Annotated in this window: 17 protein-coding genes, 1 pseudogene and 1 riboswitch; of the genes and pseudogenes, 3 read left to right on the forward strand and 15 right to left on the reverse strand. The window is 41.2% G+C overall.

Features of this window, described 5'->3' with window-relative positions; translation table 11 throughout:
* The first annotated feature begins 66 nt into the window (after positions 1–66).
* Positions 67–778, forward strand: a pseudogene (locus A3I5_RS11405) (pseudouridine synthase).
* 30 nt (positions 779–808) lie between these two features.
* Positions 809–1,723 (forward strand): polysaccharide deacetylase family protein, encoded by a 915-nt coding sequence (locus tag A3I5_RS0100545; protein ID WP_018372660.1) that lies wholly within the window; start codon positions 809–811, stop codon positions 1,721–1,723.
* A gap of 60 nt (positions 1,724–1,783) precedes the next feature.
* Here A3I5_RS0100545 and A3I5_RS0100550 read toward each other — a convergent pair whose 3' ends face one another.
* The 6 genes from A3I5_RS0100550 to pyrF form a co-directional block, all read right to left on the reverse strand.
* Complete coding sequence (locus tag A3I5_RS0100550) at positions 1,784–2,725, reverse strand: glycosyltransferase family 2 protein (RefSeq protein ID WP_018372661.1); 942 nt, start codon at positions 2,723–2,725, stop codon at positions 1,784–1,786.
* Between the two features lie 92 nt (positions 2,726–2,817).
* On the reverse strand, positions 2,818–4,356 hold the full coding sequence (locus A3I5_RS0100555; RefSeq protein WP_018372662.1) for a glycosyltransferase family 39 protein: 1,539 nt from the start codon (positions 4,354–4,356) through the stop codon (positions 2,818–2,820).
* A 325-nt stretch (positions 4,357–4,681) separates the two neighbouring features.
* Positions 4,682–5,299 (reverse strand): tetratricopeptide repeat protein, encoded by a 618-nt coding sequence (locus tag A3I5_RS0100560; RefSeq protein ID WP_018372663.1) that lies wholly within the window; start codon positions 5,297–5,299, stop codon positions 4,682–4,684.
* A 153-nt stretch (positions 5,300–5,452) separates the two neighbouring features.
* Entirely contained in the window at positions 5,453–6,082 is a 630-nt protein-coding gene (pyrE, locus tag A3I5_RS0100565; RefSeq protein WP_018372664.1) for an orotate phosphoribosyltransferase, read from the reverse strand.
* 14 nt (positions 6,083–6,096) lie between these two features.
* A complete protein-coding gene (locus A3I5_RS0100570; protein ID WP_018372665.1) occupies positions 6,097–6,426 on the reverse strand; it encodes an inorganic diphosphatase in 330 nt (109 codons plus the stop codon).
* 105 nt (positions 6,427–6,531) lie between these two features.
* Positions 6,532–7,245, reverse strand: coding sequence for an orotidine-5'-phosphate decarboxylase (pyrF, locus tag A3I5_RS0100575; protein ID WP_018372666.1), 714 nt, complete (start codon positions 7,243–7,245; stop codon positions 6,532–6,534).
* 500 nt (positions 7,246–7,745) lie between these two features.
* On the opposite strand from pyrF, the gene A3I5_RS0100585 reads away from it, so the two are divergent.
* Positions 7,746–8,666: a LysR family transcriptional regulator gene (locus A3I5_RS0100585; RefSeq protein ID WP_018372668.1), complete on the forward strand. Its 921-nt coding sequence runs from the start codon at positions 7,746–7,748 to the stop codon at positions 8,664–8,666.
* A gap of 121 nt (positions 8,667–8,787) precedes the next feature.
* On the opposite strand, the gene thiT is transcribed toward A3I5_RS0100585, so the two are convergent.
* The 9 genes from thiT to A3I5_RS0100635 form a co-directional block, all read right to left on the reverse strand.
* A complete protein-coding gene (thiT, locus tag A3I5_RS0100590; RefSeq protein ID WP_018372669.1) occupies positions 8,788–9,366 on the reverse strand; it encodes an energy-coupled thiamine transporter ThiT in 579 nt (192 codons plus the stop codon).
* A gap of 122 nt (positions 9,367–9,488) precedes the next feature.
* A riboswitch (TPP riboswitch) is annotated at positions 9,489–9,589 on the reverse strand.
* A gap of 128 nt (positions 9,590–9,717) precedes the next feature.
* Positions 9,718–11,049, reverse strand: a complete 1,332-nt coding sequence (locus tag A3I5_RS0100595) for a dipeptidase (RefSeq protein ID WP_018372670.1) — start codon at positions 11,047–11,049, stop codon at positions 9,718–9,720.
* 29 nt (positions 11,050–11,078) lie between these two features.
* On the reverse strand, positions 11,079–12,590 hold the full coding sequence (locus A3I5_RS0100600; protein WP_018372671.1) for a YfcC family protein: 1,512 nt from the start codon (positions 12,588–12,590) through the stop codon (positions 11,079–11,081).
* 438 nt (positions 12,591–13,028) lie between these two features.
* Positions 13,029–13,937 (reverse strand): YitT family protein, encoded by a 909-nt coding sequence (locus tag A3I5_RS0100610; RefSeq protein WP_018372673.1) that lies wholly within the window; start codon positions 13,935–13,937, stop codon positions 13,029–13,031.
* 309 nt (positions 13,938–14,246) lie between these two features.
* A complete protein-coding gene (locus A3I5_RS0100615; RefSeq protein ID WP_018372674.1) occupies positions 14,247–14,984 on the reverse strand; it encodes a hypothetical protein in 738 nt (245 codons plus the stop codon).
* The gene (gene deoD / locus A3I5_RS0100620) at positions 14,984–15,691 is read right to left on the reverse strand and encodes a purine-nucleoside phosphorylase (RefSeq protein ID WP_018372675.1); all 708 of its coding nucleotides are present in this window, start codon (positions 15,689–15,691) and stop codon (positions 14,984–14,986) included. The genes A3I5_RS0100615 and deoD overlap by 1 nt, the downstream gene beginning before the upstream one ends.
* A gap of 45 nt (positions 15,692–15,736) precedes the next feature.
* Positions 15,737–15,892, reverse strand: coding sequence for a hypothetical protein (locus tag A3I5_RS12510; RefSeq protein ID WP_018372676.1), 156 nt, complete (start codon positions 15,890–15,892; stop codon positions 15,737–15,739).
* 5 nt (positions 15,893–15,897) lie between these two features.
* Positions 15,898–16,707, reverse strand: a complete 810-nt coding sequence (locus tag A3I5_RS0100630) for a purine-nucleoside phosphorylase (protein WP_018372677.1) — start codon at positions 16,705–16,707, stop codon at positions 15,898–15,900.
* A gap of 25 nt (positions 16,708–16,732) precedes the next feature.
* On the reverse strand, positions 16,733–17,302 hold the full coding sequence (locus tag A3I5_RS0100635; RefSeq protein WP_018372678.1) for a nucleotidyltransferase family protein: 570 nt from the start codon (positions 17,300–17,302) through the stop codon (positions 16,733–16,735).
* Between the last annotated feature and the right edge of the window lie 121 nt (positions 17,303–17,423).

Genomic DNA, 17,423 nt, shown 5'->3' on the forward strand with positions numbered 1-17,423 from the left:
CTTCTCCATATTCCTTGCCTTTACTTCTCAAAATCCATTGACTGGCAAAATCTAGAAAGATACCAAATGCGTTTAGATAAATTGCTATGGAAAAACGGCCTAGCCTCCAAGAAAAAAATAAAACAGGTATTTCAAACTAATCAGGTCACAATTGATGGTCAACCGGCCAAGTATCTCGGACAAAATGTGGATCCATCTCTCCAAAAGATTTTGATGAATGGGAAACAGATTCATGATAATAGCCAAGTTTATTTCATGCTAAATAAGCCCAAAGGCTATGTGACTGCTGTTTCAGATGACACAAACCCAACTGTCCTTGACTTGCTTAAACCAGAAGACCAACGAGAAGGAATCTACCATATTGGACGCTAACACCGAAGGCCTGCTCCTTTTGACTAATAATGGGCCTTTAGGTCTACGCATGCTTCACCCTGATCAACATGTTGAAAAAACCTATCTAGCAGAGGTCAATGCAAGCCTTGACTGGCGAGCTGTTGTCCGCTTTGATCAAGGAATTCGATTTCATGATGGTACAAGGTGTCGACCTGCTCAGTTGCAAATCCTAGAGACTCGCATCGGCTATAGTCTAGTTAAGATCACGATCTCCGAAGGCAAATTTCATCAGGTTAAGAAAATGTTTCTGGCTGTTGGAGCCAAAGTAACCTCTCTAAAGCGTCTAACGTTTGGTCCGTTTAAGCTAGATGAGAATTTGCAGCTGGGACAGTATCGACCACTAACTCCTTCTGAATTAGAAAGCTTAAAACAGTTTTTGGATTAAAAGAAAGCTGTTTTTTGGTATAATAGACTCATGAAAACAAGACAAGATATTCGAAAACAAAAAAAGAATCAACAAAAACGTTTGAGTGCTCTGCTGGCTATTTTGGGACTGGGTGCGCTATTGCTGTTCACCTATTTCTGGTCTCAGCCTTCACAGCATTCGGTCAAGCAGCCGACTGAAACAATCACAAGCCAAAGCGATTCTAGCTCTTCTTCAAGTGAATCAACAAAAACGGAGAAGGTTAACTGGGTTAAGCAAGACACACCAGTAAAGCTTCCTATCTTGATGTACCACGCTATCCATGACATGGCTCCTGAGGAAGCTGCCAGCGCTAATAATATCATCTCTCCTGAGGTATTTAACGCTCAAATGCAGGCCCTATCTGAGGCTGGTTATTACACCCTGACACCTGAGGAAGCTTACAAAGTGCTTACCGAGAACGTCCTTCCTGACAACAAAAAGGTTGTCTGGTTGACCTTTGACGACAGTATTTGGGATTTTTACAGCCACGCTTATCCCATTCTGACCAAGTATCAGATGACCGCGACCAACAATGTTATCACCGGCCTTGTCCAAAACGAAGCTGCAGGCAGTCTAACGCTTCCTCAAATCTTGGAAATGCAGGCTGGGGGCATGACTTTCCAAGGTCATACGGTTAATCACCCCAGCCTTGCTGATGCAACAATTGATACCCAACTCTCTGAACTCTCTGAGTCCAAAACATATCTAGATACTCACTTGCAACAAAAAACCATTGCCGTTGCCTATCCCTCTGGTCGTTACACTCCAGATACACTTGCTATAGCTGAGGAGCTTGGCTATAAGCTTGGAGTCACTACCAATAATGGGCTGGCTTCGCTCAGTGATGGACTTCTAAGTCTCAACCGTGTCCGCGTGTTCCCAACGACAACACCTGAGATGTTGCTACAAGAGATAACTCCTTAAAGACAAAAACACAGCTAACTTCCTAAGTTTTTAGGAAAGTTAGCTGTGTTTTTTACTTGTTTATTTACGAGGTTGGCTACGCTCTTTAATAATGTAAACAGGGCGTTTTTTAGTCTCCATAAAGACCTTGCCCAGGTATTTACCAATAATCCCTAGAGACAAGAGCTGTAGACCACCGAGGAAAAGCATAATAACCGTCATTGATGGCCAACCAGCAACAGGGTCACCAAAGACAAGCGTCTTGAAGATGATGAAAGCTCCGCCTGCAAAAGCAAGCAGACAAAAGAGAATCCCTGCAAAAGTTGCTATACTAAGTGGTACCTCTGAAAAATTGACAATCCCTTCAATCGAGTATTTGAAAAGGCTCCAGAAACTCCAGCTGGTCTCCCCAGCAACACGCTCAACGTTTTTATAGGTCAAATACTCTGTCTTGAAGCCAACCCAAGCAAATATCCCTTTAGAAAAGCGATTATACTCGGTCACATCTAGAATGGCAGTTACCATGGGACGACGCATCAGACGGAAATCACGCGCTCCATCCACCATCTCAACATCAGAAATCTTGTTAATAAGACTGTAAAATTGCTTGGCAAAAAAAGACCGAATCGGCGGTTCACCATCACGACTAACCCGACGGCAGCCAACACAATCAAGGTCAGCATTGTTTTCTAGGAGCTGCGCCATTTCAAGTAAAAGCTCTGGCGGATCTTGGAGATCAACGTCCATGACGGTCACCCAGTCACCTTGCGCTTCACGAAGCCCAGCATAGAGAGCCGCTTCCTTACCAAAATTACGAGAAAAAGAGAAATACTGAACGGTAGGATGACTAGCACTGAGCTCACGTAAAACGTCAAGCGTTCGGTCGTTTGAGCCATCATTGACAAAAATATACTCAAACTGATGACGACCAGCAAACTGGCCTTTTACCTTTTCCATTTCTTGGAAAAAGAGCGGAATAGACTCTTCCTCATTATAACAAGGAACAATAACAGAAATTAACATAGACACCTCATAATTTTTCAATTGTCTTTTTAGAATTAGCACTCATAGTAAAAATAATTATTTTCGCTACTTATTACTAGAAAACTCAAGCATTACTTGTGGTGTAATCTTTTGACTGTGCATGTCCAGTTGCTCCAGCCTATCGCTGCTATAAAAAGGATTTGTGGCAAGAACTGGATTAGATAGCGAGATTTTCCTCCCTCGAAGATTTGTAGGAATAGCAACCCTCCAAAGAGAGACAAACTCAGCAGCCTTTCACTGTCTGTCTGGGTGTTTCTACAGAAAAAGAGAAAGAGACCTAGACTTAGCAGAACCCAAACGAACTGGATAGTATAATCATAAAACTGGTATTTGGGCTGATCGGTATAGATGAGATAATCACGTATCCATTGTGCTAATTGGGAGTCCTTATTCTTATTCGACAAGGGGCTCATATAGGTAGATTTCTCACCGTCTTTTGATTTATAAATCCAGTTAAGATTGCCTTGGCCGGTGGTTTTATACTGCTTATAGAGGACATGTTCCGTAAATGTTAGGACGTTATAGTCCTGCAACCTACGTTTGATTTCAGCGATTTGATACTCATTTTTGAAAAGCCCATTATTATACTTGTTTCGCTCCGATTTAGGAATATATTGTAACAAGCCCTTTTTCATGTCTACTTGATCCGTCCCGCTGTATGTTAACCCTAAATTAATAAAGGTCAGCATATTCTTAGATAACCCATCCTCAGTCATAATTACCACTTCTTCTTGACGAGTTTTGTAAAAATTTAAGCTACCATAACTTGCACCAAATCCTAAGATGAAGAGACTTAGGCAAGTCACTGTTTTTTTCCAGCTGTGACTCATCCAATAAACAGTAAAAAAGGCAATAACAATGATAGCGACAGTCGGCCTAAAAGCTAAGCCAAGTCCAGTCAGTAACCCTAATAATACGTATTTCCACTTCTCATGCTTCTGAGATTTGCGATTAAGTAGATCTAAGAGCACATAAATCTGAATCGCCAGAATAGGTAAAACCATGACATCCGTGTACATGGCCATGAATTTTGGCGTCAGGAGAATAAGTAAATAGTAAAATATAAAAGTACGATCTGCAACCGCCTGACTAAAGTAACGCTGACCAACTTTATAAAGGAAGTAACCAGCTAAATGCGTGTAACCTATATTTAGGATTTGTAAAATCCAAACGGTAGCGCCAGCAAAAATCTTGTAGAAAAATCGCTCATACAGAAAGAGCATGAGATTATTGGGATTTCGTGAAAGATAGCTAGAAATAGCTAACTCAGGAAGCTGTCTAATAGCGCCATTAAACACAACAGCAGCGTCTGACCGAATCATCATATCAGCAGATAGCAATAAGAGGACTTGGACAACCAAGGCCGCGGTGACAAGTATTATCTTGTGTCTCATGAACCAACGATACCAAACTTGGCAGCGTTTTGGAAATTTATAACATAAAAACAGTCCGCTAAAGGTTAGCAGAAGGGCAATGAATAAGCCCAAGACCGATTGGTACTTTTCAAAGATTGTCCAAAACCAAATGACGCTTGAGATGAGCCACAAGCCACTGATTCCTAGCATTAAGCCGCCTAAAATAGAAAAGACGGCACTCATTAGTTTTTGCATAACATAAAAGGATAACTTTCTTTTTAGTAACCCTTATAGTGTAACAAAAAATCGGCAATTTGACAGGTTTTAAGGGATAGATGGGGATACTTTCATGATAACTGTAAACAAAAAGTATTGTTTGAAACTACTTTGAAAACAGCAAATAAATAGATTTGATCGTTGATGATCTTATTTTTTTCGCTAAAAAGCCCTAAAAACAAGCTGAATAATTCAAGGCTCTCTAAGAAAACCAATTTTAGAATAGCTCTGCTAGAAATTCTTACTGAAAAGATGATGTTGCGTCTATGAACATTTTTTCAGAAATTGAAATCTGCTCCCTGTATCAAATCTCTCTTTCTGCTAGCATTCCTTCAATTTCAGATATACCTCGGTTATCTCCTGCTTCCTTAAAGGCCTTCATGGCCTTGTCCAGATAAGCCCTATCGCCAGTTATTTCACCCATTCCCCGATAGGCACACGCCTGAGCAACCAGATCATCCGTTTTCAGACTGTAGGCTAAAGATTGTGCCATGACTTTCTCGGCAACCTCAGCATTTCTCATTAAATAAAGCAAGTAACCTTCCTCATAGAGATTGACCGCTAAGCGCAGAGCGTCTTCGGGAAAATTCTGCGCAATGATGGAGTGTTCTTCCTTAATAGCAGCTATAGCCTTATCATAGCAGCCTGCTAAGCGTTCAGTCATGCCCAATTGATGATAAGCCACATGAAGCTTATCCATATCCTGCATCCTCTGAGCTACTGCAACCAAATCGTGATAAATTTGCCGTGCTTTCTCAAATTGTTTCAACTCACAGTAGCAATATCCTCTGGTATTTTGAAAAAAAGAATAGTCTGGATGATCTGGTGTCAGCTCACCGTTCAAGCTGTCTAACACATCTAAGGCGTCTTGAGCATATCCAGCATCCATCAACTCGAATGCTTGCATGATGTCTTGATTCATCTGGGCGAACTCCTTTCTTTTCTATAAAACGATCTGCGCGTTCATTATGCAGACGGCTGACTTGTGATTAACTGACACATAGCAAAAAAAGCGAGAGAAAAGATGTCAACTTAGTCTCTCCTAAAGCTCTCTTCAAAAGGCGTAAAAGGCACTTTAATTCTGCCAGTTTTCTTGGTCTTCTTTGAAGCGTTCCAGCAAGCCTAGGTCTTGCTCGGTGATAACACCTCTTTCTTTTGCAGTGGTGATCAATTGAGTGTAGCTTGATAGTGTCTCTAGCTGAACGCCTGCTTCTGTGAAATTCTTGTCAGCCTTTGGAAGTTCATAGGTGAAAATGGCAACTACACCAAGGACAACTGCTCCCTCACGTTTAGCAGCTGCAACAGCATCTAAAACGGATCCGCCAGTAGAAATCAAATCCTCTACAATCACCATTTTTTGACCAGCTGTGATACGTCCTTCCACTTGATTACCAGCACCATGCGCTTTGGGTTTGCTACGAATGTAAGCAAAAGGTAAACGCATCTTGTCTGCGACGATCGCTCCATGAGGAATGCCCGCTGTTGCAGTACCTGCAATCACTTCTACCTCAGGGAATTTTTTTTGAATAGTTGCCACAAACCCATCTTCAATGCGGGTTCGAACATCTGGATAGGCAAGCGTCACACGGTTATCCGTATAGATAGGCGACTTGATGCCTGATGCCCAGGTAAATGGAGTATTTGGTTTCAAATAAACCGCTTGAATATCAAGCAAATCTGCTGCAATTTGTGATGCTAAAGTCATAACATTCCTCTTTTCTATAATAATTCAATGGTGGCTGTAAAATATTGTTCTAAAAAATGGGTTGCTTGTTTTATTTGGTCATAAATAACTGTTTCACCAGCGGTTGTTAAAACCCATTTAGTCTCTACGTCATCAGCTCGGTAAATAATAGCTGCTAATTCTCCCTCAAATTCCTCTAGAGGTGTCGAGACTTTTTCTGAAACAACATAGACGTCCTGCCACTCACCATCTCCACCAAGTAGATTTGGAATATAGCCATAATTGATAGGATAGATGTTTCCATAACTGTCTTGATAACCGATCGGTCTATCAATAACCGCTCTGTATTGTTTTCTCGCTGTCATCGCTATTTTCACCTTTTCATCTAAGAAGCTGTAGTTACATATTCGAGGCTGCTTTTTCTGATACTCATCATTGTCTGCCTTAGCCTCGTCTCAATAATCGAAAAGCTAGCTCCTTTTATTTGTGAGGTCTAAATTCCATTCGGTCTTGATTTGTCTATAGATTTGAACGGGGTCTTCCGCCTGTGTGATAGGACGTCCCACGACAATGTAGTTGCTCCCAATTTCCTGAGCAGTCTCTGGTGTTACAACACGTTGCTGATCGCCAAGATTAGCCCCTTTAGGTCGAATGCCTGGTGTCAAGCAAATAAAATCGTCTGAAGTGGCTGCCTTAATCGCTCGAACTTCTTGAGCAGAACAAACCACGCCATCGAGACCTGCTTCAGCAGTTCGAGCGGCGTAGTGAACGACCGACTCGACCAGACTAGATCGGATATTTTGGTCCATCTGCATGGCCTCTTCTGTCGTTGATGTTAACTGGGTCACGGCAATCAATTTAGCCTTGTTTCCAAGACCCCGACGAGCAGCTTTCATCATCTCCACACCCCCAGCTGCATGGACATTGGTCATATCCACTTCAAGTTTCGACAAGACCCGCATGGCAGACTCGACCGTATTTGGAATATCGTGGAGTTTCAAATCAAGAAAAATAGAATGCCCTAAAGACTTGATGTAACGCACGATTTCAGGACCAACACTGTAATACAATTCCATTCCAATCTTGACAAAGAGCTTTTCCTGGGCTGGAAAAAGGTTGAGAAAGTCTTTGACAGATTCAAAATCTGGAAAATCTAAGGCAATAATGGGACGCAGTTCACGCATGACGGTTCCTTTCTAGCTGGCAACAAGTTATAAAAATAACCCCACCACAGAGGCAGGGTACAGAAAAAGGCAGAGATTACCCGAGTAACCAATTTCAAAACCTGAGAAATTAGCTACTACTTATTTTTCCGATCCTTGAAAGCCTCTCTGGACTTTGTTAAAGGTACTAACTACACTTTAGCATTGATAGAGTCATTTGTCAAGTGAAACTCAGCCAGTTCAGACCAACGAATGGTGAAACAATTAGACTTGCTTGGAAGAAGCTGATTTGGAAAATTATTCTCTTTCATAAATCACCATTCTAAGTTTTCAAATTACCGCTACAATCAACTCTCTTAGACCATAGATAAGTCTGGCATTTGAAAGCTTTTCGATTTCCGAACAAGTCTAATGATAAGAACCCATCAACATTATCCCATACTATTTCTAGCTCTACACAAATTTGCTATAGTCTGAGCCTATAACACGCTCTCTCCTAGGAAATGTGATACAATAATCCTATGAGAATACAGCAACTACAATACATCATCAAGATCGTCGAGACAGGCTCGATGAATGAAGCCTCTAAACAACTCTTTATCACTCAACCCAGCTTGTCAAATGCTGTGAAAGATTTAGAAAACGAGATGGGAATTGAGATTTTTCACCGTAATCCCAAGGGAATCACCTTAACCAAGGATGGGATGGAATTTCTCTCCTACGCGCGTCAGGTTATCGAGCAGACGGATCTTCTTCTTGAGCGCTACAAGAGTCCTAGTGGCCAGCGCGAGCTTTTTAGCGTCAGTTCCCAACACTATGCCTTTGTGGTCAATGCCTTTGTTAGCCTGCTCAAGCAAAGTGACATGACTCAATATGAGCTTTTCTTGCGTGAAACTCGAACTTGGGAAATCATTGACGATGTCAAAAATTTCCGTAGCGAGGTAGGGGTACTCTTTCTCAACTCCTACAACCGTGATGTTTTGACTAAAATGTTTGACGATAATCACCTGACCTACACCACTCTTTTTACGACAAAACCGCACATTTTTGTCAGCAAAACCAATCCTCTTGCTAAGCAAGATAAGGTTTCTATGGAGGATTTGGAGGAGTTTCCGTATCTTAGTTATGATCAAGGCACACACAATTCTTTCTACTTTTCAGAAGAAATCCTCTCGACTGAACATCACACGAAATCCATTGTCGTGTCTGATCGTGCAACGCTTTTCAACCTCTTAATTGGTCTTGATGGCTACACGATTGCCACAGGGATTCTCAATAGCAATCTCAACGGTGATAATATCGTCTCAATCCCTCTTGAAGTAAATGATACTATCGAACTCGTCTATATCAAGCACCAGAAAGCCAATCTCTCTAAGATGGGAGAACGCTTCATTGACTACCTGCTGGAAGAAGTCCAATTTGATAAAAATGATACGATCTAAAACAGGAGCGAAACAAAATCTAAAGCTTTATGCTTATCGATTTTGTTTTGCTCCCTTTCTTTTACATTTAGTATTATTGTTAGGACAAACGATGACGCTGTTTATAAGTTAAAACATTCTGTCAATGACGCTTATCTGTTAGGAAGAAATTCATCAAGGGCTGCGCTAGCCAAACCACTAAGATACAGGCTAGTGTCTCTCCTAACCACGAGAGACCGTTGACTGAGAAAGAATAAAAGACCGCGTTTTGCCCTTTTGGTGCATATTGTCCCCAGAAAACGAAACCTGCAATAAAGTGGATTATGTAGCGAGCTGTGGTACCAATCACTACACCAAGCAAACTATAAGCAAGTATTTGACTTGTCTTTTTTTGCTGACGATTGCTATCAATGAGGGGTTTGACTATACCAGCTAGGCCAATCAGCGTAAAGGCTACAAAATATTCTAAAAAACCTTGGAAAAGACTGAGAATACCTCCAGCCGCTTCACCAGTAACAACCTGCAAGATGCCCCAGAGAAAGCCAGCAGCCATCCCAGAACCTACTCCCCAACGGTAGGCAACAACAAAAATAGGAACCATCTTAAACGAAAAAGAAATCCAAGGTCCAATCTGCATCGGCTCCGTGAAGACATCCAAAATCATAGCTAATGTGGCAAAGATAGCAATCTCCGTCAACATCTGAATACGTGTTCTTTTCATCAAAAAAACCTCCTGTAAAACCTCTCTAGCCTAGCATAGACTAGTGAAACACAGTGATTGTGAGCTGTGTTTCGCCAACAACTGCCACAATCAAAACTGCAGAAGGTTTTCAGAAGGTGAACTTCAATCTTCTGCCACATCCCTACGCAAGTTCTAACTTGATCAGGTGATAAGAGTTTAGGCATTAAGCCAATCTCAGCAAATCGCTCCTCTTGTGACATTTTCATTATACTATTTACCACTTTATTTTTCAATAGATTTGCCCAAGCGCTTACAACGAGGATTACAAAAAGAAGTGAGATAGACAGCCATCGTGTTTGCTTATCTCACTTCCTTTTTAGAATGTAAGCCTTATTTGACTGCCAAGCGGTAAACAGCTTCAGCATAGATTTCCATAGCTTCATAGATATTCGACAATAACATGTGCTCATTTTCCATGTGTTCTGTTGAAGGGCTTTCTGGCAATACCGCACCAAATGCCACACAATTTGGCATGGTTCGAGCAAAAGTGGCGCCACCTGAGGACATCGGTTCACTCATATCGCCTGTTTTTTCACGGTAAACGGTCATCAGTGTGCTGACCAATTCACTATCCAAAGGCACATAAAGTGGCGCTAGGTAATCATGTTCTTGATAGGTCAGGCCGTACTTTTGCGCAGCATGACTGAGCTTTTCGACCAAAAGTCCCTTATCTGCCAAAACTGGAATACGAATATCCAAGCGGACTTGGCTTTTCTCTGGTGTCAGTGTTAAGCCAGCAATATTAAAAGCTAAATCCCCACTCGCTTCATCAGAAATGTCACCAATCAAGTCTTTAGCTGTGGCATCATGTCCAATTTCATTGACAATAAAGTTGAGTGCAGGCACATCTACAAACTCTTGCAAGGCTTCGCTAAGTCTTACTAAAGCATTGACACCTAGAGCTGCATCTTTGGCATGCTTGGCCAAACCTAAAACCGTGAGACACTCTCCGTCTACTTCATAGTGATAGCCAAGTGCATCCAATTTTTCTTTCACTTGGTTCAACCAAGGACCTTTATAATCCGCACGAGCAGGGACAACATTATAGGCTTTACCAACTTCAAGACTTAGACCATCATGACCTGAGCCTTCAAGGTTAGCTTGCAATAGGCCTTTTTCTGCAAAAGTCAATGGAAAACTACTATCTGGTGCAAATCCCATCGTAGCAACCTCTTCTAACTCACCATAACGAGCAAGACAGCGCCACAAAGTTTCCTCATCTGTTCCAAAAATAAAGCGAATCCGCTTGTTAAAGTGGTAACCGGCATCCATCAGAGCCTTGACAGCATAAAGCGCTGCCATACTTGGACCTTTATCGTCCTGTGTCCCCCGACCATAAATCGCGCCATCTCTAACAACTGCTTCAAAAGGAGGTGTTTCCCAAAGTGAAAGATCTCCCTCTGGCACAACGTCCAAATGGCACAGAATTGCCAAGGATTCTTGCCCCTCACCAATCTCAGCGTAACCGTAGTAACCTTCTGGATCAAGATAGGTTGAAAAACCTAAAGATTGACACCGTTCTAACGTCGCTTCTAAAACATCCTGAATCGCTTGACCAAAAGGTGTGCCATTTTCACCTTCATTGAGCACAGATGGATAAGCAACAATCTCTTGAATGGCTTTGATACAAGCCTCTCTATGACTTAATTTAACAATTGACATCGTACACACCTTTCTGGTTAATTAGTTAATTAGCTGAACAAAGAAGCAAAGACTAAGAGAGCTAAAGAAGTAAGGAAAATCACAACAATCAATTTTGCCATGTATTTCCACCAAGTTCCCAACTCAATGCGTCCAATCGCCAAAGCCCCCATCACAACACCAGAGGTCGGTGTAATAAGATTGAGCAAGCCAGAAGCTGACTGGAAGGCTGTAACAACCAAGTGGGCTGGAACACCTGCAAATTCACCCATAGGTCCCATAATTCCCATGGTTGCTCCAGCGAGACCAGATGTTGAAGGAATCAGGAAGGACATTGGCAGATAGAAAATATAGGTTAAAGCGATAAAGAGTTGAGACGAAAGACCAGCTAATCCTTTTTCACCCCAGTTAAGGATAGTTGCTGTAATCATACCATCATTCATGATGACCTGAATACCACGAGCTACCGCACAAATCAAGGCAACGCTCATCAAGTCCGCTACACCATTGATAAAGACCTTGATAAAGCGAGATTCTTCCATTCGAGTCATAATCCCAATGAGAATAGCCATCATCACAAAGAGCATGGTAATTTCTTGGAAATACCAAGTACCAAGTGGTTCCATATGTCCAAAAATAGTTCCAAGAATAGGTAGGCCAGTCAAGAAATTATTCAGATTTTCAAACAGGGTAAAGTTTTTATTGAGATCTGTCCAAGGAATCAAACTGAGAACCATGATGATAAAGGTCAAGGCAAACAGCCAAATAACTGACTTTTGAGACTTGCTCAGTGTCAATTCACCTTCATTTTTCAATCTGAAGTGTTCAATATCAGCTTCACGTGTCGCAAAAACGTAAGATTTTTCAGGAGATTTTTCGACCTTGCTAGCGTAGCTATAAACATAGAAGGTTGAAATGGCATACATAACAATGAAGAAAAGGAAACGCCAGATAATTCCATCACCAATACTAATCCCCGCAGCGTCAGAGGCAACACCAGTTGCAAATGGATTCACAGTAGAAGCCAAGCACCCAACCTGAGAGCCGATCAAAACAATGGAAACTGCTGTGATGGTATCAAAACCTACAGCTACCATAACCGGAATGATCAAAGGATAAAAAGCCATCGTTTCCTCAGCCATACCGTAGGTTGATCCACCCAAGCAGAATAAGAACATAAGGAACGGGATTAACATTTTTTCTTTGCCTTTAAAACGATTGATAACAGCCCCGAGACCTGCATCCAAGGCTCCTGTCTCAGTAACAACACCTAGGAAACCGCCAACCATCAAAATGAAGAAGGACACTTCAATTGCTCCAGGAGTTGGGTTCGCACCCTTGGTGCCAATCATTCCTCGAATAGGCGCCATAAAAACTTCATACAAGCCTTGCTTGTTTGCCTCTACTTGCTGGTATGTCCCAGCAAGTAAGTTTCCAGCATCATCAACTTTATATTGACCAGCTGGAACAATCCAGGTCAAAATAGCCATTAAAATGATGATTAAATAGAGAACTGTAAAAGAGGAAGGCATTTTAAAGCCTTTTTTCACTTTTTCAGTCATATTACTACCTCCTTAAAAGTTAATGAATGATTTTTCAAAACAATGATAGCGCTTTCTGCCTGAAAATATTAGACAAAAATCACACTTTAAGTGTTAAGAAACTCACATTAAAAAAGAATTTACTTATAATTATAACATATATAATCAAATGTGTATATATATGCCGCAAAATGGATATAAAACTTATAATAAGACAAGCTTATATTTCTACTATTTCTTTCAAAAAAATGAAAAAAAGTAGAAAATTGAAATATAGATGGCAGTAAATGACCTAAAAAGCTGAAAAAAAGTGTTAATGCTAGCAATAATGAGTTCTGGAACTGTTAAGGTTGTAAAATGGTTAGTTATTAGCGTTTTACAAAGCTGATAGCTGCTACATCAAACTGGTCAATCTATAAAAAAACAAGACTGAGCACCTTTGCGCCCAGCCTCTCTAACTTATGAATTAGTGAGTTTCTTGATTTTTCGTTTTTTGTCCGCGTAACTATAAAGCGAGAAACCTTGTCCAAGAACTTGGTGAACATCTGACACCGTCACAAAAGCGATGGGATCAATATCATTGATAAGCTTTTGAAGATGGATAATTTGGTGATTATTCACAACCACATAAAGCACCTGCTTCTCCAATTGAGAATAGTAGCCATGGGCATGAAAGACCGTAATACCGCGATCGATTGTTGTTGCGATTTCCTGGGCAATTTTTTCGTGCTGATTGGAGATAATCATCACCGACTTACGCGGATTAAGCCCTTCTGTCATGTACGCAAGCATACGCCCCAAAACAAAGGTCAAAATCATGGTGACAATCAATTTTTCAAGACCGATAATATAAACCGAGGCCGAAAGAATGACGAAGTCGCAGATCATGACACCCGCAGAAAAACTGATTCCCAAATACTTCCGCATCATCATGGCAATGATGTCCGTTCCCGCAGAGCTACCATTTCCCCGAAGCATCAACCCCAGAGCCACACCAATCAAACACCCTGCTGCAATCGCTGTCAGCAAGCTATTATCTGAGTGAAAAGCAGGTAATCTCAAATGGTTGATAAAAATGCTGAGCATGGTCATAGCATAAGCTGTAAAAATGAGCGTCTTTTTCTCCAAAAAACGCCAGCCTAGCAGCAATAAAATGCTATTGATGATGAAGTTCATCGTTCCGATTTCAATCTTAAACACATAGTACAGCAAGATGGAAATCCCTGTCACACCGCCACTACCAAAATCGTTTGGGACGACAAAGCTATTGACAGCAATCGCATAGAGTGCTGCTCCTGCTGTGATATAGCCTACAGAAATTAGGACATCCCAAAAAGTCATATCTAAATCTTCTCGAATTTTTTTCAAAATAGTCCTCCTCATAGAGCTTCATTATACCACAAAAGAGGCTGGGCAAAAAGTCCAACCTCACATAGTTTGCGTAAACATTTCAGCGCAGTGGTTGGGAGCAAGACTTGTTGGCTATGCCAACTTAGTCTTACCCCTGCACAGGTCATTAGGCGCCTTAGCGCCAATGAACCACTGCTGATTGGCAGATTTGTTCGTGTTTTACACTCCAAATCCGGCCTAATCAACTGTGCGGGGGTGGGAAAACGAACTCTTTTTGATTGATCGAGTTCTTTCCCACTCCCTAAATTTTCAAATGATTTTACATCATCATTTGACTTGCTTTAGGCTAAATTGCTGGATAATCTGAGCATTAACGGTATCAAAGTAAAAAGCGTTATCGTAGTGAACTCCAGTCCTACGAGATAAATCAATTAAGATTTCCATGAATTTCTGTGATGAGAAGTGAGTTGTCCGCTTTAATTCCTGTTCGTCAAAGGGCTTAATCAGGTGAGCTAATGGATTACGCACTGAGCGCTCAAGCTTACGCAAGTGAATGACCTGCTGCTTAATCGTATCAGGATAATCCAGCTCCAAAATGAGATTAGCAAGACTATTAGAAGTGACATTGCGCTCTGGCTTGAAATGCCGTAACACTTTCAAATCAGAACCCATCAACTCATCTCGCAACCAAATATCATAACGCTCATCCTTAGTGTCATGGATATAGTCTGTGATATGAGGGATTTTGGCAGTCACAAGGCGCAGGAATAAACGGTAAATAAGCGGTGAAACAGCTCTGACAAAATCAATGATTTGAGCTTTTTTGAGCTTGGTCTCCAAATCCAACAGGTAATTAGCAATCTGCTCATCTTCCCTGTTCTGATTCATGACCATATCAAGTTTAAATGCTGGCTCAATATGCAATTCGCGACGTTCGCGCAACATCTCAAGGAGAACGACAAGCTCAGGCGAGACATTAGCGATTTTTCTCACAAACTGATAGGCCGTATCATACTCATAGAGCTCTAGCAAAAGCACTAAAGTGTTTTTTTCGATAGTATTCATTAAGAAATTAGGGTTTCTAGTCCCACCTTCATCATGTCAGTGAACGTATTTTGACGTTCTTCAGCGGTGGTATCTTCTTCTGGATTGACCAAACTATCAGAAATGGTCATAATTCCCAGCGCCTGCACCTTGTGTTGGGCTGCCAGATAGTACAAAGCAGCTGCTTCCATCTCAATGGCTTTGACACCGAGTGTGCCTAACTTCATATTGCGCTCTGGCATATTTGAATAGAAGACATCTGATGATAATACAGAGCCGACATGAGTTGTCATACCCAAATCTTTGGCGATGTGATAAGCCTTGTCCAACAAATCAAAATCTGCGATTTGCGGGAAATCGAACTCTGGGAAATCATTGCGAATGATGTTAGAGTTTGTTGCAGCAGCTTGTGCTAAGACCAATTCACGAACATGCACATCTGGGTCAATCGAACCCGCTGTTCCGACACGGATCAGCTTTTTCACGCCATAGTCTACAATAAGTTCACGGGCATAGATAGAGATAGATGGCATCCCCATTCCTGTTCCCATAACGGAAACGCGGTGTCCCTTATAGGTTCCAGTGTAGCCGAACATATTACGAACTTCGTTGAAGCAGACTGCGTCTTCTAGGAAATTTTCTGCGATAAATTTCGCACGCAAAGGATCTCCTGGAAGTAAAATTTTATCGGCGATTTCGCCTTGTTTTGCTGAAATATGAATACTCATTTGCTTATTTTTGAGCGTTGAGAAAAATCAACGCTCGTTCCTTTCTTATTTTTTCTTATCCATGCTAGAGAGTGCCAAAAAGGTTGTTCCTGAACATACGAAAACAATACCAAGGGTTTTATCGGCACTTAGTAAATATGTAATACCAACCAGAAACATCATCAAAGCAATAATAAGATAACTAATCTGTTCTTTATTCATTCGCTTTACAACTCCGCTAAAATCGCCTTTATCAAGCCCTTGAAGTCCTCTTTAATACGGGTTGTTACTTCTACGACTTCCTCGTGATTGAGTTCTTCTTGGAAGCCCGCCGCATGGTTAGTGATAGCTGAGATCCCCAACACTTTCATGCCTGAGTGAGCTGCAACGATGACTTCTGGCACGGTTGACATCCCAACAGCATCAGCACCTAAGGTTTTAAAGGCACGGATTTCAGCTGGTGTTTCATAAGTTGGACCTGAACAGCCAAGATAGACACCTTCACTCAATGTAATACCAAGTTTATCAGCGACTTGATAGGCGACCTGACGATATTCTGGCGTATAGGCTTTTGACATATCTGGGAAACGTGGGCCAAATTCGTCTAAGTTTTCACCAATCAATGGATTTGCTCCAGTCATGTTAATGTGGTCATTGATCAGCATCAGTGTCCCCGGTCCAAAACCGATACCACCTGCGGCATTGGTAACCACCACACTGTGACATCCCAAAGCTTTCATAACACGCACTGGAAAAGTCACGACTTCCATCGGATTACCTTCATAAAAATGGAAACGCCCTTGAAGCGCCAATACCTTGCGGCCAGATAGGTCTCCATAGATGAGTTTTCCAGCATGGCCAACAACTGTTGATTGTCCCCAGTTTGGAATATCCGCATAGTCCAAGACAATGGCATTTTCGACTTCTTCAGCTAACTCTCCCAAACCTGACCCTAAAATCAAGCCAAATTCAGGAGCTGCAATCCCCTTATCTTGCAAGAAATCACGTGTTTCATAAATTTTTTCTAGTAGTGTCATAAAAAATGTACCTTCTTTAATCTTTTTATTTTACAAAAGAGCGTTTAAAATTTTGGTGGCTTTTAATATTGGCCTCGGCATCTTTTTCATCCCAAATTTGCAACTCCCAAGGATAGTAGAAATTGCTGGCATTTTTGAAGTAGATATGAACACCGACATAACCGTCAACATCCCGCAAGTACCAGTTTTTTAAGCCAAACTTCTCTTTCCATTCGTCTAAAGCGTTCATCACTTCTACCACTTGGTCAGAACTTAAAATCATACGAGCACCAAAAATATCATTTAAGATATTATTGACAGGGTACTTGGTGTCTCGTTTTTGATAACGATCAATTTTATCCAAGATTGATTCCGCTGTTTTCACACGATAGTAAAAGTGAATATCCTTGACATCTGCCCGATAGAGATAATCATTGATGGACTCATGCAAATTTAAACGATAAGACAGGATATGCTCGGTTGGAACTTTTGAAAGGGTATGAGAGAGGTTGACTTTCTCAACTTTTCCAGTTTCAAAGTAATCTTTTGAATAAGCTAGATGCAATTTGTTGATTTGGTCAATCAATCGCTCTACTTTTTCTATTGCTTTTGACATTTTATCAACCTCCCCTCATTTTGGTAAATCTAATATTTAGACTTGTTCGGAAACTCATTGAAAAGCTATTTTCCTTTAATAGATTATCGTTCTCAGTTTTCAAATTGCTGCTGCAACCAGC

Source organism: Streptococcus merionis DSM 19192, assembly GCF_000380085.1.
Classification (GTDB): Bacteria; Bacillota; Bacilli; order Lactobacillales; family Streptococcaceae; genus Streptococcus; species Streptococcus merionis.